The organism is Pseudomonas cichorii, assembly GCF_019719005.1.
GTDB lineage: Bacteria > Pseudomonadota > Gammaproteobacteria > Pseudomonadales > Pseudomonadaceae > Aquipseudomonas > Aquipseudomonas cichorii_E.
Map to the genome: position 1 here is coordinate 97,900 of NZ_JAIGPJ010000001.1, position 16,019 is coordinate 113,918.

The 16,019-nt window shown below is 57.0% G+C and carries 17 protein-coding genes; 2 read left to right on the forward strand and 15 right to left on the reverse strand.

Features of this window, described 5'->3' with window-relative positions; translation table 11 throughout:
• Positions 1–38 precede the first annotated feature (38 nt).
• The 13 genes from K5D32_RS00480 to K5D32_RS00540 all read right to left on the reverse strand — a co-directional run bounded on the left by K5D32_RS00480 (position 39) and on the right by K5D32_RS00540 (position 11,550).
• Positions 39–617, reverse strand: coding sequence for a TerD family protein (locus K5D32_RS00480; protein WP_201005832.1), 579 nt, complete (start codon positions 615–617; stop codon positions 39–41).
• A 39-nt stretch (positions 618–656) separates the two neighbouring features.
• A complete protein-coding gene (locus K5D32_RS00485) occupies positions 657–1,232 on the reverse strand; it encodes a TerD family protein (protein WP_221578337.1) in 576 nt (191 codons plus the stop codon).
• A 27-nt stretch (positions 1,233–1,259) separates the two neighbouring features.
• Complete coding sequence (locus K5D32_RS00490; RefSeq protein WP_122321175.1) at positions 1,260–2,294, reverse strand: TerC/Alx family metal homeostasis membrane protein; 1,035 nt, start codon at positions 2,292–2,294, stop codon at positions 1,260–1,262.
• A gap of 29 nt (positions 2,295–2,323) precedes the next feature.
• On the reverse strand, positions 2,324–2,773 hold the full coding sequence (locus K5D32_RS00495) for a tellurite resistance TerB family protein (RefSeq protein ID WP_025261818.1): 450 nt from the start codon (positions 2,771–2,773) through the stop codon (positions 2,324–2,326).
• A 52-nt stretch (positions 2,774–2,825) separates the two neighbouring features.
• Complete coding sequence (locus tag K5D32_RS00500; protein WP_221598991.1) at positions 2,826–4,028, reverse strand: TerD family protein; 1,203 nt, start codon at positions 4,026–4,028, stop codon at positions 2,826–2,828.
• Positions 4,025–4,618, reverse strand: coding sequence for a TerD family protein (locus K5D32_RS00505; RefSeq protein ID WP_221536460.1), 594 nt, complete (start codon positions 4,616–4,618; stop codon positions 4,025–4,027). Before K5D32_RS00505 ends, K5D32_RS00500 begins: the two co-directional genes overlap by 4 nt.
• A 47-nt stretch (positions 4,619–4,665) precedes the next feature.
• Complete coding sequence (locus K5D32_RS00510) at positions 4,666–5,370, reverse strand: HAD-IB family hydrolase (protein WP_221578335.1); 705 nt, start codon at positions 5,368–5,370, stop codon at positions 4,666–4,668.
• Positions 5,371–6,321 (reverse strand): HpcH/HpaI aldolase/citrate lyase family protein, encoded by a 951-nt coding sequence (locus K5D32_RS00515; RefSeq protein ID WP_221598992.1) that lies wholly within the window; start codon positions 6,319–6,321, stop codon positions 5,371–5,373.
• Positions 6,321–7,415: a cysteine protease StiP family protein gene (locus tag K5D32_RS00520; protein WP_221598993.1), complete on the reverse strand. Its 1,095-nt coding sequence runs from the start codon at positions 7,413–7,415 to the stop codon at positions 6,321–6,323. The genes K5D32_RS00515 and K5D32_RS00520 overlap by 1 nt, the downstream gene beginning before the upstream one ends.
• Entirely contained in the window at positions 7,408–8,166 is a 759-nt protein-coding gene (locus K5D32_RS00525) for a trehalose-phosphatase (RefSeq protein ID WP_025261824.1), read from the reverse strand. Before K5D32_RS00525 ends, K5D32_RS00520 begins: the two co-directional genes overlap by 8 nt.
• Complete coding sequence (locus tag K5D32_RS00530; protein WP_198723622.1) at positions 8,159–9,292, reverse strand: phosphoribosyltransferase domain-containing protein; 1,134 nt, start codon at positions 9,290–9,292, stop codon at positions 8,159–8,161. The genes K5D32_RS00525 and K5D32_RS00530 overlap by 8 nt, the downstream gene beginning before the upstream one ends.
• 67 nt (positions 9,293–9,359) lie before the next feature.
• The gene (locus tag K5D32_RS00535) at positions 9,360–10,499 is read right to left on the reverse strand and encodes a trypsin-like peptidase domain-containing protein (protein WP_221595943.1); all 1,140 of its coding nucleotides are present in this window, start codon (positions 10,497–10,499) and stop codon (positions 9,360–9,362) included.
• A gap of 52 nt (positions 10,500–10,551) precedes the next feature.
• The gene (locus K5D32_RS00540; RefSeq protein ID WP_221578331.1) at positions 10,552–11,550 is read right to left on the reverse strand and encodes an ATP-grasp domain-containing protein; all 999 of its coding nucleotides are present in this window, start codon (positions 11,548–11,550) and stop codon (positions 10,552–10,554) included.
• A gap of 122 nt (positions 11,551–11,672) precedes the next feature.
• Between K5D32_RS00540 and K5D32_RS00545 the strand changes: the two genes are divergently transcribed.
• Entirely contained in the window at positions 11,673–12,221 is a 549-nt protein-coding gene (locus K5D32_RS00545) for a DUF1523 family protein (RefSeq protein ID WP_221598994.1), read from the forward strand.
• Positions 12,222–12,227: 6 nt separating this feature from the next.
• On the opposite strand, the gene K5D32_RS00550 is transcribed toward K5D32_RS00545, so the two are convergent.
• Positions 12,228–13,643, reverse strand: coding sequence for an O-antigen ligase family protein (locus K5D32_RS00550; protein WP_409372850.1), 1,416 nt, complete (start codon positions 13,641–13,643; stop codon positions 12,228–12,230).
• Positions 13,644–13,702: 59 nt separating this feature from the next.
• The gene (locus K5D32_RS00555) at positions 13,703–14,095 is read right to left on the reverse strand and encodes a prepilin-type N-terminal cleavage/methylation domain-containing protein (RefSeq protein WP_221598996.1); all 393 of its coding nucleotides are present in this window, start codon (positions 14,093–14,095) and stop codon (positions 13,703–13,705) included.
• 226 nt (positions 14,096–14,321) lie between these two features.
• Between K5D32_RS00555 and pilB the strand changes: the two genes are divergently transcribed.
• A complete protein-coding gene (pilB, locus tag K5D32_RS00560) occupies positions 14,322–16,019 on the forward strand; it encodes a type IV-A pilus assembly ATPase PilB (protein WP_221598997.1) in 1,698 nt (565 codons plus the stop codon).

Below are 16,019 nucleotides of genomic sequence, written 5' to 3' on the forward strand. Positions count from 1 at the left end.
GCCATCGCTGGCAGGGTTTTTCATGACGCGGACCGGGTTTAGCCGATCGATACGCCGTGAGCTTCTGCCAGTGGCTTCAGGCCGCCTGCGAAGCCTTGGCCGATGGCCTTGAACTTGAACTCGTCGCCATGGCGATACAGCTCGCCGAAGATCATCGCGGTTTCAGTCGATGCGTCTTCCGACAGGTCGTAACGAGCGATTTCCTTGCCATCCGCCTTGTTCAGAACGCGGATGTAGGCGTTGGCCACTTGACCGAAGCTTTGCTTGCGCTCGTCAGCGGAGTGGATGGTGACGCCGAAAACCAGCTTCTTCACAGCAGCGTTCAGGGTTGGCAGCTTGACCAGAACAGACTCGTCGTCGCCGTCGCCAGCGCCGGAGCGGTTGTCGCCCAGGTGCTCGACCGAACCGTCAGCCGACTTCTTGTTGTTGTAGAAAATGAAGCCGCTGTCGTCCAGCACCTTGCCGTTCTCGCCCACGATGAATACCGAAGCGTCCAGGTCGAATTCGGTGCCGTCGGTCACACGTGGGTCCCAGCCCAGGCCTACGGTGATTTCGGTCAGGCCTGGAGCCTCTTTGGACAGGGAAACGTTACCGCCTTTACTCAGACTTACAGCCATTTGCGTAATCCTTTTCTAAAGAAGTAATAAGGGTATGAATCAGAAATTCATACCGTGAGCGTTGGCAACAGCCTTCAGGCCACCGGCATACCCCTGGCCTACGGCGCGGAATTTCCACTCACCGTTATTGCGATACAGCTCGGCAAAAATCATCGCGGTTTCGGTCGAAGCATCTTCGGCCAGATCGTAGCGAACGATTTCAGCGCCAGACTTCTCGTTCAGTACGCGGATGAAAGAACCGCCCACCTGACCGAAGTTCTGCTTGCGGCTGTCAGCGTCGTGAATGGTCACGACGAATACGATCTTATCGACATCGGCAGGCACGCGAGTCAGGTCGACCTTCACGACTTCATCATCACCATCACCAGCGCCGGTACGGTTGTCACCGGCATGCTCAACGGAGCCATCGGCGCTCTTGAGCTGGTTATAGAAAATGAAGTCGGCTTCGCTGCGGACTTTACCGTTGGCACCGAGCAGGAATGCGCTGGCGTCCAGGTCAAATTCCTGGCCGTCAGTGGCGCGCGGGTCCCAGCCCAGGCCGATCAATACATTGGTCAAGGTCGGGTCGGTTTTGGACAGCGAAAGGTTGCCACCTTTTTGCAGAGTCAAAGCCATGATTCGTTTATCTCCTTTTTCCAGTGTTTACGCTTTTTCTTCAGCCGACTCGTCTTTTCCCGGGAAGAGCAGGCTAGCGACAATACCGATTACCAGCACCACCATCACAACCATGAGGCTGGCGTTGGCGCTGATGCTGTAACCATGATGGAACAAGTGGTCAGTTGCGTTCAGGCCCAGTTTGATCGCGATGAAGAACAGCAGTGCGATAACCGCTTTCTCCAGGTGAACCAGGTAGCGCTTCAGGGCTTCGAGTACGAAGTACAGGGTACGCAGGCCCAGGATCGCGAACAGCATGGCCGAGAATACGATCAGCGGCTCACGGCTCACGGCGATGATTGCCGGCACCGAGTCGAAGGCGAAGAGTACGTCGGAAATTTCAGCCACGACCAGACACAGGAACAGTGGGGTCGCAAAGATCGCGCCTTTGGCAGCCAGGGTGATGCCGCTGTTCTCAGGCTTCTTGATTTCTTCTTCCAGGACAGCGCGGCGTACGAAGAAGTTGTTGCCGTGCAGTTTTGGCCACACCGGGAACAGTTTCTTGGCGAAGCGATATGCCATGTGCTGGGAGTAGTCGATTTCTTCGTCGTCGTTATCGCCAGCTCTGAGCATCATGATGGCAGTCCAGGCAACGATTACCGCAAACACCACTTCGACCCACGGGCCCAGAGCCAGAAGGCCTGTGCCGATGGCGACGAAAATGCCGCGGAAGACGATTGCGCCGATGATGCCCCAGTACAGAACGCGATGGCGCAGGCCATCCGGGATCTTGAACCAGGCGAACAAGGCCATGAACACGAAGAGGTTATCGACGCTCAGGACTTTTTCCAGTGCATAACCAGTCACGAACAGCGTGGCGACTTCAGAGCCGTGCTGAACGTACAGGAAGCCGGCGAATGCCAGCGAGATAGCCACCCAGAAAATCGACCAAGCCGATGCCTGGGTCAATGTGATCGGCTTGTTTCCCCGGTGGGAAAACATGTCGACGGCCAGGGCCGAGATGGCCAGACCGATAAAAACGGCCATGGTAAGTGGAGGGAAGCCAAGAGCGGTGCTTTCCATTTAACTGCGTTCCTCAAGAGGGTCAAAAATTACAGGTCAAAGTCGGAAGGATTCAGGCCGAGCTCATTACAGATGGAGCGGCAGACAGCACGTTCCTTCTCGTCGAAGCTGCCATCTGCGCCACCGATGGCACAGCAGACGCGCACCAGAAGGCGGGCAGCATCTTCTTTTTTCTTGATCTTGCCGATGGTTTTCAGCGCTTCGGCGCGACCGATTTCGACATCGAAGTCGAATTTGGCGCATGCATCCTGAAAAGCCTGGATGACGTCTTTCATGTCAAAAACTTTCAGTTCCTGAGAGTTCTGAATGAAGCCGGCCATTTTCTGTTTTTCACTGGAGCTGATTTCGCCATCGGCTGCAGATACCAGGGCACAACCTGAAACCACTGCATCCATGAACTCACGGTTCTTGAACTTCGAGACTTCGGAAGCAAGCTTGTCGCGAGCTGCTGTTGCGTTTGTTTTCAACCAGTCCAGCATTTCAATCCCCTACGAGGCAGCCAGGCCACCTCAGAAAAATCAATCGTGTTGTTTACTTGGAACCAGCAGCCCAGCGCATGCCCCAGCCATAGGCCTTGTCCATGTTGCTGTGACCGTTGTGGAAGTCCACGCGACGGGTCACCTTGACGGCACCATTGTCGTTTTCCAGCAGAGCGATCGCACACATGCCCTGACGACCGCCTTCCTCGTTGAGGCGAACCTCGATAGGTGGCTGGCCCGGGGCGTGGATGGTGACAACACCGTCGGTTTCTTTCCAGTTCGGTGCGCCTTCATAAATGAATGCGTAAACCAGAATGCGGCGGATCTTGCCCCAGTGGGCGCCGTTGATATGCAACCACTCGCCGTCGCTGATGGAGCCAGTACGGTCATCGCCCATCAATTTGATGAAAGGCTCGGTGTTGAGCGATCCAAACGAATTGCCCAATGCCTGGACCGCGCCTTTGTAACCGTCCTGTAACTCGAACAGGCAGCCTACATCAAGGTCGATCGCATTGCTCTTCTTCATCGAGAAGAAGCCGCTGCTTTTGCTCTCGCTGCGGCGGTTCCAGTTCAGGTTGACCCTGATTTCACCGAAACCGGCACTGGTTTTCTCCAGGCTGACGGAAGCTCGAGTCTTGTCCAGCGTGATCTTGCTGAGGCTGACCGTGGGTTTCGGCGCGGCGACTGGTGCAGGTGCAGGTGCAGGTGCAGGTGCAGGTGCAGGTGCAGGTGCAGGAGGCTGGGCCTCTGGCGCAGCGACTTCAACACCAAAGTTCTTCGCCAGAGGCTCAAGGCCACCGGCAAAGCCCTGAGCGACGCAACGGAATTTCCAGGCGCCCTGACGCAGGTAGAACTCACCGAGAATCAGCGCGGTTTCCTTCATGCCACTGGTAGGAATGGCCGCTTCGATTCCGCCGGTGACGGTCAGGGCAAGATGCGACACGCTGTCGAAGCTGGCCTTGTTTTCATAAATGGTCGCAGTGAGTGCGACCTTCTCGATGGCTGCATCCAGACGGCTCGGATCAAGACTGAAGACAGCGCGGCCCGCTGACGCCTCCGTCAACTGCACCGCACCGCCACTCACGCTCTTCTGGCCGAAGAAACACATGTCGTGATCGCCACGGACCTTGCCGGCACTGGTCAGCAGGAACGCGGAGACATCGATGTCCGCGCCCGCTATAGGGGAATAGCTGACGTCGACCGTCAAGGGTCCAGCAGCTACTGGCGCATTGGCGCCTGGGACAAGTTGAGTCATGCGCGTACCGCTCCGATGGCCAGGTCGACCAGATCGTCAGCGGTACGGCCATTGGTGGCCTGACCTACAGCGGTGAAATCCCAGCCGCTGGAGGTGCGCGACAGGTAGGACATGACTACGCCTGTATGCTGACCTTTTTCGGACAGATCGAAGCGGCCCAGCTCATTACGAGTGCTCAGGTCGACGATACGGCAGTAGGCATTGGCGACTTTTTCGAAGTTCTGGCCGGTGAACGAGTTGACAGTGAACACCAGATATTTCACGGCTGCCGGCAGTTTTTCCAGATCGACGCTGATGGTTTCGTCATCGCCTGCGCCTTCACCGGTACGGTTGTCGCCGGAGTGATGAATGGCACCGTCACGCGATTGCAACTGGCGGAACCAGACCAGATCGAGAGGTTTCTTGTCGGCATCGAGCATGATGCAGGAGGCGTCCAGATCGATATCCCCGCCACCGCCGCCCAGCAGCTTGCCGAAGAAACCGCTCGGCTTTTCAGGGTCCCATCCCAGCCCCATGCTGACTTTCTTAAGGCCTGTACCAGCGGTTTTCTCAAGCGAGATCGTCTGGTTTTTTGCCAAAGTGAGTGCCATTTTTCGCTCCATGTGAACTACGGAATTCGGATAAAAGTGTTACAGCCTTACCGCGATGAGCCATCATTGCCATCCCGATTATGTAACTTGGCGTTAACGGGGCCTTTATAACGGCCCCGACGCCACGCCGGGTGGAACAGGCGCCAGTGCGCATCCTGTGCCGCCGCGAGCAATTCGTGGTCACCCCGCGTGTCGCCCCAGGCCCGTACGCGAAATTGTGAAAGCGGCCCGTAAACTCCTTCCAGGCGCATCACCTTGGAGTCGCAGCGACAGTTGCTGCCTTCGATAAGACCGGTGAGTTTGCCGTCGATCACTTCCAGATTGGTGCCGATCAGTTCGACTTTCAGGCGATCTGCGAAAGGTTGCAGGACCATAGCAGGCGATGCTGAACATAGCGTGACAATGGCGCCCTTTTCGATTTCCGCTGCCACGGACTCCAGCGCCGCAGGACGCATCAGGCGCGACCAGTACAGCTGGCAGAAGGCTTCGGCCTTCTGTTGCAGCCAGTCCACCTCAACGCCGGTCAGAAAGGCCTTGATCAGACGGCCCTTGAGCTCATCGCGGGTCACGCGCTTGGCAAGGTAGCCCAGGCTCGGCAGTACCAGCCGGGCCATACGAACGGAAAAAGCACGCTGCCCAAAAGCGAATTTGAGAAATGGGACAAAGCTGTCATGGCGGGTCAATGTCCCGTCAAAATCGAACACCGCCAGCAGGCGCTGCTCCACTTCCACTTCAAGATCAGGCTCTATCATTTAACTAACTGCCTCAGCGAGTCGAATGCTGGCATCCACGATCGAAGCGGGGGTCGGCAGGACTCCATGCCATTTGGCGCGCTCCATGATGTGGGTTGCCCATTTGTAATGAGTGGCCGGTTCACACATCGCATCGTTGTACTTGAACACCGCCGGAGCGACAGAGTTCAAAATCATCCGGGCGCAATTCAGGTCTGCCAGGCTCACACGAAACGCATTCTGAATGATATTGACCTGCGAGGGGTGGATTGCTGTCTTGCCTACCATACCGTTGGAGATATCCAGCGCCAGTTCCTGCTCCATGATGTCGGGAGTCGCCAATTGCTCAAAAACCGGTGCGGTCAGGGCAAACCCCTGGGAACCCATCACGCCGGACAGCATCGGAATCACATAGCCCATGGGCGTGCCATACAGCGTCATGGCCGGATTGCGGCGCAGCCCCAGACAGCCCATCAGATCGTTACCACCAATACGCAAGGCAATGATCCGCTCACCCAGATTCACCTTGAGTGCCTGCCCCAGTTCGACCATGGCCGTGGGGTTGAACACTTCAGGCGTCTCCAGTGTAGGCATCAGGGCCAGCTCTGGATTGGTAACGGCGTCCTCCCAACTTGTCAGACTTTGCAGCGAGAGCTTGGGAACAACGAACCCGTCGACGTGGGCCATCAGCGGCCAGTCATTGAGAATTTTCGCCATTGCCGCATCACGAGGACGAACAAACAGCAACGGGCCATTGGCCGGCCGTCCGCCACGGTCCTGAATGCGTGTCAGCACATTGCGCAGGTTGACCAGCGCCGTCTCGACATCAATCAGCGCCACGGCGTCTTCCAGGCACACGACCAGCGAACGCAGTTCGGGGATCTTTTCTGCGAATACCACATCGAGAATGTCGTCGCGGGTGGCAGGCATATACAGCGTTGCACCCAAAGCATAAGGCGAAGGTATGGCCATTAGCTGAGACTCCGAATGATGGTTACCGCCCGATAGGGCCCCAGGGCATTTGCGGCTTCCTCGACAGGGATGCCCGCTTTTTCAGTCAGGTGCATGAGCAGTTGCACATCGCTGTCAGTGGTATTGCGTACCAGCACATGATCGGGCACACGGCGCATGACGGCACGGGTGGCCTCGGCAATCCCCGGTTTTACCCGGTTGAGATTGTTGATACCGAACCTCTCGGCCAGAGTGTCGATCACTTGCCGGGCTGTACTTTTAAGCTCGCTGCGCTGCTGCGGCGTCCAGGGTTGCGCCGCAACGACGCCCTGCAGATTGCGGCGCAGACTTTCGATTCGCTCGATGAACGAGCGGGTCACGTCATGCTCTTGCAGGTGATCGTAAACGACACACCCGTGCAATCCGCCATCAGCAGGCCATATGGAACGTGAAACCAGGCCTGATACCGTAGCGCCCAGAATACCGGACGGGATGACCCAATCCTCCGAAGACGCCGCCAGCCACGCACTGCCGCACGGGTCGGCCAGCACCACCAGACGCGGCTCTTGGGGGAACCGCGCATCGCCCGCCAGACTGCGCTTGATCTCCCCGGAAATCGCGCCCTTGCCGGTCCAGCCATCCACGAAAACAATGTTCTGCGCGCCATGAGCCTGAATGATGGCCTCAAGCGCTACCGAGTCGATGCCCCGGTCACGAATGATGCTGATGCCATAGTGATGCGCTTCACGGCCCAGCTCGATCAAGGCGCGACGCAACAAGACACCCAATGGCAAACCGGCACGCACGAATGACACCAGAACGATCTCGCGCCCCTGGTACGCCTGATCGAGGGCCAGCGCCAAAGCCTGCACGTCGGTCGCCATGCGCAGACCATTCTGCATCAGCGCACGTTCGAACAATGCGCCATGCGCCTCGCCCGGAGCTGACTCCAGGCTGATCATTTCTGAATAATGCTTTTGCTTCGTCTGGATCAGACGCTCTTTTTCCTCGACATCGGTGGTGTCCATCTCGACGCCGCGCAGCAGAAAATGCACGTCATCCGCGAGATAGCTACCGCTGCCCACTGTATCGAGCCCGTGAACGGGATTACTCATGCGCAGCACCGGCGAACATCTTCGCTAACTGGCTGCGGGCAGGCGTTGCCCACCAATGGCACTCGTCCATGAAGCCCAGATCAGTGATGCTGTCACCAAAGCCCAGCACCGGACGCTCGCCGTTAACGGCCCGATCACGACGCAGCCATTCCTGCACGGCATAGCGCTTGGCCAGACCGTTGGGCAGGAACGCCAGGTTATTACCGTTGCCATGAACATGCATGTCGTCGAGCAGGCCACGTGCCTGCACTTCGGCAAGCACGCGAGTCAGGATGCTGTCATCGCTTTCATTGTGCTTGGTCACCACATAATGGAAAAGTTTCGCCTCCTCCACTACCCAGCCACGCAACGAAACGCCCATTTCCTGACCAATGGCCAAGGTTGCGGCGCTCAGCTCATGCAAACGTCCCTGATAAGCGGCCAGGGTCTGTTTCATCTGCGCATTCCAGTCGCTGTCCAGGCGACCGGCAGCATCGAGCATCACGCCGCCATGGGAGCAGATTGCGCCCGAGCTGAACGGCAACTTCACCCGGCTGTAGGCCTCTACGCTACGCGCCGTGACCGGCACCACATCGGAATGGGCCAGCAGCCAGTTCACGAAGGACTTCTGCACATTGGTCATGTAGCCATTGGCATTGCCGGTGAGGTCGACGGTTGCCACATGCTTCTCAATACCGGGAGCCGTTTTGCGGGCGGTCTGGAACAGGGTGTCGTCCAGATCCACGAATATCAGCGGGCGTTCGTTACTCATCACAGATGACCTCGGCATTCAGCGCTTCGACCAGCTCGGCGGGCACAGCCTGCTGAGGGGTTTCGGTGCAGATCAGTACGCGATCGAACTGACCGGGCCGTACGTTGTAAAGAAAATTGGGAATCCCCAGGCCGTAGTTGTCGGAGAACGACAAGGCATGATCGATGGCATGCCCCAGCGCAATCGGTGAACGGCTGGTGGAACTGAAATGCACGTCGGCACCGGCCTTTTCCAGACGCTCGGCCAACAGGAACGGGCGCCAGACGAATTCGCTGGTGCCCACCACCAGAACACGCTCGCCCTTGGCGACCTGAATGTCGGGGGCCAGGGTGTCGAGTACCGAGCGAACACCGAGACGTCCCCAGTCATTGGCCGTAACCAAAGGCCAGTCACCCATGGCGACGGTGCCGACTTCCGGCATGTCCGGCAGTGGCGCGGCCAAGTCCTCGGCAAAGGAGTAAGAACCTTGCAGCAACGAAACCTGCTCGGCCACATCGCCCATGGTGGTACTGACCGCACCGGCCGACCAGTCGGTGAGAACGCAGGTCACAACACGCTCGACCTTGCTCAGCCCAGCCTCGACAAGCGCCCGATAGAGATTGATGAATGTCTTGCCGGTGGACGCTTCGTCATCCACCAGCACCAGCGAACGAGCGCCCAGCATCATCTCGCGCAGCGCAGGGTCGGTGGGCAAGTGAATCAGGTGAGCACTGGCGTGGCTGTGTTCTTCCTCGAAACGGGCGAACAGCTCGGTGCCCGTCGGGTGGCGAGTGCTGACCAGATACAGCGAATCCGGACGCGACTCGCTGTAGGCGCGATGCACACCGGCACCCAGCCCTACAGCCGTCTCGGCCATGCCGATGACCAGCACCGGACCAGGAAGATCGGCCGGAATCTTGTGGGCAAGGTCCTGGAAGCTCTTGAGCATCACGCCCGGACGCACCGGGATATGTCGCCCCAACACGCGGGAAACGAAGAGAAACGCCCGCTTGGGATTGCGTCGCTCGGCAAAGCCGAACAGGGAGTCCGGCGCGATGGTGGACGAGTCGACCATCACATCGAGACGACCACGAAGCAGATCAGCGCGAAGCCTTGTAGGGGTTGAAAGAGCTGAACTGCTGTCCATCGATAGATTCCTGGTTAACGGGGCCAATGCCCCTTGCGCCTGCCCGTTTCCCGGAGGAAAGCGGTCGTTACGTGCGCGAGGCCTCAAGGAGCCAGAGCGCCGACTGGGCAGAGCGTGTAATTTCAGTTGTGGTGTACGTCCTCTCAGGACGGGCATGGGATGCCGTTACGCGGCAGGCTTCCAGAAAAGACAGAAGCAATGCCGACTTCACCGCGAAATTCATGTTCTGTGCATCCGGCACACTTGAGGTCACCATCCCGATAACCGCGCCACCGTTGTCGAACAGTGGACTGCCACTGGAGCCCGGCTGAATGGGCGCCGTGAACTGAAACAGGCTGGCATCGCTGTGCAAGCCGAACAGGCCGGATATCCCGCCCTGAGTCACTTGCAGGCTGCCGCCAGAAATAGAAGCCAGTGGATAACCCAGCGCCACCACCGTATCACCAGGCTCCGCGCCCGTGCCTTCCCGGAACGTGACCGGTTTGAGCGGCGAAGCGCCTTGTACCCGCAACAAGGCGATGTCGTTGCGTCGATCAACCACCACCGGCTCGACCTTGAAACGCCCTTCCAGGGAGCTGATATGCAGCACGCTCATGTCTTCGATGACATGGGCACAGGTCATCACATGGGAAGGCCCGACCACAAACGCGGTACCGGTAGCCGACTGATGCTGGTGACCGCCCGGAGAGTTGATGGAACTGCGCCGAGGGTGATGATCATCGACATCCAGCCCGATCTTGCGCCCAAACGCTGCCAGCCCGTAGGCAGAGCCTTCATGCAGCGCCCGAAACTTCCATTGATCGTTGCGCTGGTAAAACTCACCGATGATGATCGACGCTTCACCGTTGTCCCGCAGATCCGCCTGGACTTCGATTTCCTTGTCGATCACCAGCCGCAGACTGGAAATTTCGCGGATCGGGCCAGTGGCGGCATAGACGTAAGCCATCACCAGAACACGGTCACTGCCCGCGGGCAGTCGATCAAGCTTGAGGGAACAACCGACACGCTCCGGCCCGTCGCTCCACTCCATCCAGTCCTGCTCGCGATGCAGCAAGGCAGGATTGCCCTTGGGCTGACGTTTTTCGTCGACCGGCAGCAACGCTACCGCCACGTATTCGCCAAATACCGACGCCTTGCCGCTTTCCAGCAGCCACGTGCAATGTGCATTCGCAATAGCTGTATTTGCGCCCGGTGCCAGCAATTTCATGCCCAATCCTCCCTGATAAGAGCAAGGCAATAGCAAAAAACTATTATCCCGATCAAACCGTAGCCAGTACAGCCACGGTTATGGCCTTGACCCGAATATTATCCCGCCAATGTGTTTCCGGTTCTTTCAGCCCAAGCCGCCGGGTCGCGAAAATACCCGGCAGATTGATACCTGTTTCCCGCGTGTAACCAATACCGCCCGAGTAGCGCGGGTTGATTTCCAGCAAGTGCGGCTTGCCATCGGCGTCGTCACGGGTCTGCACGTTGATCAGGCCGTCGCAGCCAAAGTGCTCGGCGGCCTCCACGGCCAGCCGGACAGCCTCGCTGTCGCGCTCGAACGTCTGGTTCATGCCCTGCTTGCGGCGCCCGACGAAGGCCACCGCCTTGCCGTGCTCACACACCATGTCCACCGAACACTCACTGCCCGGCATATACGGCATGAGTAACATGGGCGGCCTGTCATCGGACTGGCGATAAGCGTTCAGGTACGCCTCGAAGCTGGTTTCCCGAGCGTCGGGGTTGGCGAAGCAACGGAAGTCATCGACGCCTGCCTTGAAGCGCCAGAATCCATGCCCGAAAATCCCCACCGTCGGCTTGATGCACACCTCTCCCGTGCTAGACAGGGTTTCGTAGGCGGCCTGCAACTCTTCGGTATTACTTGCGCTGATCCCCGGTATGCACGCCAGACCAGCCTGTTCGGCAGCGGCAGTGAAAAGGCTTTTGTCGTCTACATTGATAAAAGTCTGCATGCTGGTGCCGCCGGTGACCAGATCAAAACCCTCCGCCACGAAACGCTCACGATGCGCTTCATAAAAACTGCCGACACGCCCGGCAATAATGACTTTTACGCCCAGCTCGCGGGCCGTTTCGAGGACCCAGTCAATGCGCTCTGCGTTATTGCGCGGCTCCTGCAAGGCAACGTCGGCCTGCCCGGTAATTTCCGAGCGATCCTGACGATGGGACGCGATAATCCGCACCGAGGCCGGCAACGCCTCACGCGCGCCCATGATGACTTCGCGCTGGCTGGACTGGCCTTCAAGGAACCAAATCATGTGACTCTCCAGAAAACAAAGCAGCGTTCTAAGCAGCTTTGACGAATTTTGTAATAACTGTTTTGCTTCAAAATGTACGGATTAAGGCAAAGTCACGCCATTTTTCACTAGGGGACAATGACATGAAGTGGCTCAAGCGGTCGATTTGGCTTTTGGTTTTCGTTGCATTCGGGCTCGGCGCACTCAGCCTCTACTACGTATTGCCGCGCCATGATGTCGTGATGGTCACGGGCGTGGAAGTAAAAAGAATGGACGCAGACGGCGTGATCAACGCCGACAACGTGGCCGACGGCCCGACCCGCGATGTCTACTTCATCAACACCGAAGACCCGGACACCAAGAAAGTCGTGGTCTACCGCAACGAAGACACCGGCTGGAGCTTCCCGTGGTACTTCAAGTTCGACTCGGCAGACATCCAGGCCAAAGCCCAGGGTTATTCTCGTGATTCACAACAACTGGCCCTGATCCGCTACTACGGCTGGCGCATCCAGATCCTGTCGATGTTCCCCAACATCACTCAGGTCGAACTCACCAACAGTCGCGAGCAACCCTTTCCGATCTTCAACGCGATCTTCTTCGGCGTGCTGATTCTGTTGGTGCTGGTCGTGGTGATTGCGGTCAAGCGCCGGTTTCGCAAGCAGCCGCGGGTGGATGGGGTTGTGAGGGGGTAGGCGAATTTATTCGGGGGGATGCGCAATGCTCCCCCGCAGCCAGAAACGAGGCAGAGAAGGACCTCCAAAACTCTGCCCGGACTGCTGCTGAAGATTCTCCAGGTCGGGAAAGTCGCGAATGATCGTATAGAAAATCAGGCCTGCTCCCAGAACAAGACAGGCCATCCATAAACGATCAAGAATCAGGTTGCGCGAAACCGGTGTGACCTGCCACTCATGCAAGGCCAATAACCAACCAATAACTATTGCCAGCCATAACTGCGAATACGGCATGACAATGACGCCATCGACCATGGCCTGTGTCAGCGCACCAACCAGACTTGCGGACAGGCAAAGCCGTAGCAGATCGACAGGTTCTAGAGAGTAAGCTCTCTTGCGTAACAAGAGGCCGGTCACCACAAGTCCATAAAGAGCCAGCCCGGCCACGCACAATGTGGAAGGTATTCCCCACTCGCTTGCCCACTGCAGGATCGCCTGATGTGGATGCGCGCCATAAGGGTTCCAGATATCAGCAAAATGCATCGGCCCAAAACCCAGCAGCGGACGCTCCTTGATCATGGTCCATGCCTGCTGCCACAACAGCTCACGGGCAGACAGCGAAGTATTCAGCCGCTCACCGGCAAAGTTGACGACGTCAATGCCCATCCAGGCTGGTAAAAGACTGAAAAGAAGAAGAAACAGTAATACCCCCACTGAGGCGGCCGCCAGTTGCCAGCCTACCCAGTGGCGTCCGGCACGTCCGAAACAGGAAGCCACGACCACAGCAGCGCCCATCCCCAGCCATGTACCTCGCGTACCACCTGTCACGGCGATCATCCACCAGAGACTCAACAGGATAAAGATCGATACCTTGATAGAACGCCGCGCAGAAACCAGAAGCAGCGGCAAGGCGAGTAACGGCAACGTAAACGTCTGAAACTGGCCATAGAAACGCTTGTTGGAAAAACCTTCCAGCAACAGATCGGTATCCAGGGCAGGAGGAAAACTCAGGAAGGCTGCGGCAGTTGCAGAAAGAAACTGAAGTATTTTGATAGAGCAGATGAAGACAACGAAGCCAATGAAAAGCCGGTCAAGCTGAGCGCCGTGATTTTGTCGCTGTTGGGCAAATGCACTGGCGATGGCACAACACAGCAACAAGACCGATAACTCGATCAATGCCCAAAGAGGCTGATGGGCTGTCAGGCTGGAAATGATTCCGCCCAGCAATACACATGAAAAAACAGCCTTGATGCCCGGTTGAAACACACTGACATTCAGGCCCTTGATCGAATATAGACAGAGGGTCAATACGGATAAGGTGCCAATAAGAAACTGTGCCAGTCTCTGGAAGTTGTGGCCGGAAAACTCAAAGGTGCCAGCGCAGATAAAAAGCGTGATGCAACAGAAGAAGAAAAAAATATGTTTTTTTGCTGTAGATAACACTTGGAGACTCCAGACCTCCGACATCAAAAAAGGCGCCGAAGCGCCTTTCTTTCAAGCTATTACGAGCCTTGGCATGTTGCAGGAGAGGCGTTCGTCGGGCTGACAGTACATGTCCAAGTGATGCTTCCGCCTACGCTTCCAACACCCGTAGTTGGAGGTGGTGTTGGAGCCAAGATAACGGTAACAGGAGCACGAGTAGCTGTTAATGTGCCGTTGCCTGAGCAGCCTGTAATAGCAGTAGCCCCCGTACCACAAAGAGCAGTGCCAGTGAGGCCATTGCTCCAGTTCTCTGCTACCGCAATCTTGGCGGAGTCCAGCGTCGCGAGCAGAGCAGAGGCCTGCGCGCGCAAGGTGTAATTTTGATAGGACGGAATGGCTACTGCGGCCAGAATACCGACAATCGCAACCACGATCATCAGTTCGATCAACGTAAAACCTTTTTGTGTTTGCATGGATACATCTCCAAGGCGTCAATGAGGTGGTGCCTTGCAGGAATAAAAGCACAGGCCATGCCAAATCCAGATACCGCGCAATTGATTGACCAAAACCAGCCATAAGTGCTCTTTGCGACCACCGAAATCATCAGAAACTGACAATTTTCGTCACATGCCACACTGCCATTTGGCAGCAAAGCCCGACTGCGCTATAAACCTCACACTGTCTGTGTCTGGTGGTTTTATGTCTGATGTCGTCCTCACCGGTCTGGCCAAGCAATTGGTCGAAGCCGAGCTTCTTACTGAAAAAACTGCGCAGCAGGCTTACCAACAGGCACGGCGCGACAAGATTTCGCTGGTCAGCTATCTGGTACAGAACAAACTGGTCAAAAGCCTGGTGCTGGCAGAGCTGGCATCCGATCAATTCGGTGTGCCATTCCTCGACCTCAACTGCCTGGATAAAGAAAGCCAGCCCAAGGGACTGGTCAGTGAAAAGCTGGTACGCCAGCATCATGCCCTGCCTTTATGGCGGCGCGGCAACAAACTGTTCGTGGGTGTATCGGACCCCACCAATCATCAGGCCGTCACCGATATCCAGTTCAGCACAGGCCTCAATACCGAAGCGATTCTGGTTGAAGACGACAAACTCAGCGATGCCATCGAAAAACTCTTTGACACAGGCATGGGTCTGGGAGAAATGGCCGATGTCGATCTGGGTCTGGATATCGAGCAGGCCGATAACGCCAAAGAAACCTCGATCTCTGGAAAAGACGACGCCGACGACGCGCCCGTAGTGCGCTTCGTCAACAAGATGCTGATGGATGCCATCCGTATGGGCTCCTCGGACTTGCACTTCGAGCCTTATGAAAAGGTCTTTCGCGTGCGCTTTCGTACCGATGGCATCTTGCACGAGGCCGCCAGGCCCCCTATCCATCTGGCCAGCCGGATTGCCGCACGCCTGAAAGTCATGGCGAGCCTGGATATATCGGAGCGGCGTAAACCTCAGGATGGCCGGGTAAAACTGCGAGTGTCCAAAAGCAAAGCCATCGATTTTCGTATGAACACCCTACCAACGCTGTGGGGCGAAAAGATCGTGATGCGGATCCTTGATCCTACCAGCGCCCAGATGGGCATCGATGCGCTGGGGTATGAGCCGGAGCAAAAGGCCTTGTACCTGGAAGCACTCAAACAGCCACAAGGCATGATTCTGGTCACCGGCCCAACCGGCTCGGGTAAAACCGTTTCGCTCTATACCGGCCTGAATATCCTCAATACTGTGGATATCAATATCTCTACCGCAGAAGACCCGGTGGAGATCAACCTCGAGGGCATCAACCAGGTCAACGTTAACCCACGTCAGGGCATGGACTTTTCCCAGGCACTGCGGGCCTTTCTGCGTCAGGACCCGGATGTGATCATGGTGGGCGAGATCCGCGACCTGGAAACCGCCGAAATCGCCATCAAGGCCTCCCAGACCGGCCATATGGTGCTGTCCACCCTGCACACCAATAGCGCGGCGGAAACACTGACTCGCCTGCATCATATGGGTGTCGCGGCCTTTAACATTGCCACGGCCATCAACCTGATCATTGCACAGCGACTGGCCCGTAAACTCTGCCCTCATTGCAAGAAAGAGATCGATGTGCCACGGGAAACACTGCTCAAGGAAGGTTTCCCGGAATCGGAAATCGGCAAGTTCAAGATCTATGGCCCAGTAGGCTGTGACCACTGTAATGGCGGCTACAGAGGCCGGGTCGGTATTTACGAAGTGGTCAAGAAAACCCCGGAGCTGGAACGCATCATCATGGAAGAAGGTAACTCACTGGAAATTTCAAAACAGATGCGCAAGGACGGTTTCAATGACCTGCGCACCTCGGGCTTGCATAAAGCGATGCAGGGCATCACCAGTCTTGAAGAAGTCAACCGCGTGACCAAGGATTAA

What these genes read in the sequence shown, in the direction of transcription:
- K5D32_RS00480 (WP_201005832.1), bottom strand. Translation starts at nt 617, where the DNA reads ATGGCTGTAAGTCTGAGTAAAGGCGGTAACGTTTCCCTGTCCAAAGAG.
- K5D32_RS00485 (WP_221578337.1), bottom strand. Translation starts at nt 1,232, where the DNA reads ATGGCTTTGACTCTGCAAAAAGGTGGCAACCTTTCGCTGTCCAAAACC.
- K5D32_RS00490 (WP_122321175.1), bottom strand. Translation starts at nt 2,294, where the DNA reads ATGGAAAGCACCGCTCTTGGCTTCCCTCCACTTACCATGGCCGTTTTT.
- K5D32_RS00495 (WP_025261818.1), bottom strand. Translation starts at nt 2,773, where the DNA reads ATGCTGGACTGGTTGAAAACAAACGCAACAGCAGCTCGCGACAAGCTT.
- K5D32_RS00500 (WP_221598991.1), bottom strand. Translation starts at nt 4,028, where the DNA reads ATGACTCAACTTGTCCCAGGCGCCAATGCGCCAGTAGCTGCTGGACCC.
- K5D32_RS00505 (WP_221536460.1), bottom strand. Translation starts at nt 4,618, where the DNA reads ATGGCACTCACTTTGGCAAAAAACCAGACGATCTCGCTTGAGAAAACC.
- K5D32_RS00510 (WP_221578335.1), bottom strand. Translation starts at nt 5,370, where the DNA reads ATGATAGAGCCTGATCTTGAAGTGGAAGTGGAGCAGCGCCTGCTGGCG.
- K5D32_RS00515 (WP_221598992.1), bottom strand. Translation starts at nt 6,321, where the DNA reads ATGGCCATACCTTCGCCTTATGCTTTGGGTGCAACGCTGTATATGCCT.
- K5D32_RS00520 (WP_221598993.1), bottom strand. Translation starts at nt 7,415, where the DNA reads ATGAGTAATCCCGTTCACGGGCTCGATACAGTGGGCAGCGGTAGCTAT.
- K5D32_RS00525 (WP_025261824.1), bottom strand. Translation starts at nt 8,166, where the DNA reads ATGAGTAACGAACGCCCGCTGATATTCGTGGATCTGGACGACACCCTG.
- K5D32_RS00530 (WP_198723622.1), bottom strand. Translation starts at nt 9,292, where the DNA reads ATGGACAGCAGTTCAGCTCTTTCAACCCCTACAAGGCTTCGCGCTGAT.
- K5D32_RS00535 (WP_221595943.1), bottom strand. Translation starts at nt 10,499, where the DNA reads ATGAAATTGCTGGCACCGGGCGCAAATACAGCTATTGCGAATGCACAT.
- K5D32_RS00540 (WP_221578331.1), bottom strand. Translation starts at nt 11,550, where the DNA reads ATGATTTGGTTCCTTGAAGGCCAGTCCAGCCAGCGCGAAGTCATCATG.
- K5D32_RS00545 (WP_221598994.1), top strand. Translation starts at nt 11,673, where the DNA reads ATGAAGTGGCTCAAGCGGTCGATTTGGCTTTTGGTTTTCGTTGCATTC.
- K5D32_RS00555 (WP_221598996.1), bottom strand. Translation starts at nt 14,095, where the DNA reads ATGCAAACACAAAAAGGTTTTACGTTGATCGAACTGATGATCGTGGTT.
- pilB (WP_221598997.1), top strand. Translation starts at nt 14,322, where the DNA reads ATGTCTGATGTCGTCCTCACCGGTCTGGCCAAGCAATTGGTCGAAGCC.